Below are 434 nucleotides of genomic sequence, written 5' to 3'. Positions count from 1 at the left end.
CCCAGCAAAGCGGTATCACCAATAGCATCAAGCATTTTATGCCGCACACATTCATTTTTCCAATAAGGACCATTTGAATTCATAATTTCATCATTAAGATCAATAATAAGGGAATTTTCCAAAGAAGCACCTATCCCCTTTCCAGAAGCCCATAATTTTTCCACGTCTTTGACAAAACCAAAAGTGCGTGCACGTGATAAATTATCTCTAAACCCTTGTGTGGTAAGGTCAAAACTTAAATATTGTTTACCAATAGCAAAAGAAGAAAAAGAAATCGTTACATCAAAACGGCACCCATCAAACGGCAAAAACTCAGCAACTCCACCACCTATTTCAACTCGCAGCGGCTTTTTTATAATGAAATAGGAACGCAATGCATCCTGCTGTGCAATGCCAACGTCTTCAAAAGCTTGACAATACTGCCATGCAGACCC

1 protein-coding gene is annotated in these 434 nt (G+C 39.2%); it reads right to left on the bottom strand.

Annotated elements, in window-relative coordinates; translation table 11 throughout:
• A partial coding sequence (locus J7R10_RS08845) for a UDP-3-O-acyl-N-acetylglucosamine deacetylase (RefSeq protein WP_208436490.1) occupies window positions 1-434 on the bottom strand: 434 nt, incomplete at both ends.

Origin of the sequence: Bartonella vinsonii subsp. berkhoffii ATCC 51672 (assembly GCF_902825225.1) — a bacterium.
Lineage (GTDB): Bacteria > Pseudomonadota > Alphaproteobacteria > Rhizobiales > Rhizobiaceae > Bartonella > Bartonella berkhoffii.
The sequence above is the reverse complement of the archived record's forward strand: the minus strand, read 5'-3'. Positions and strand labels throughout refer to the sequence as shown.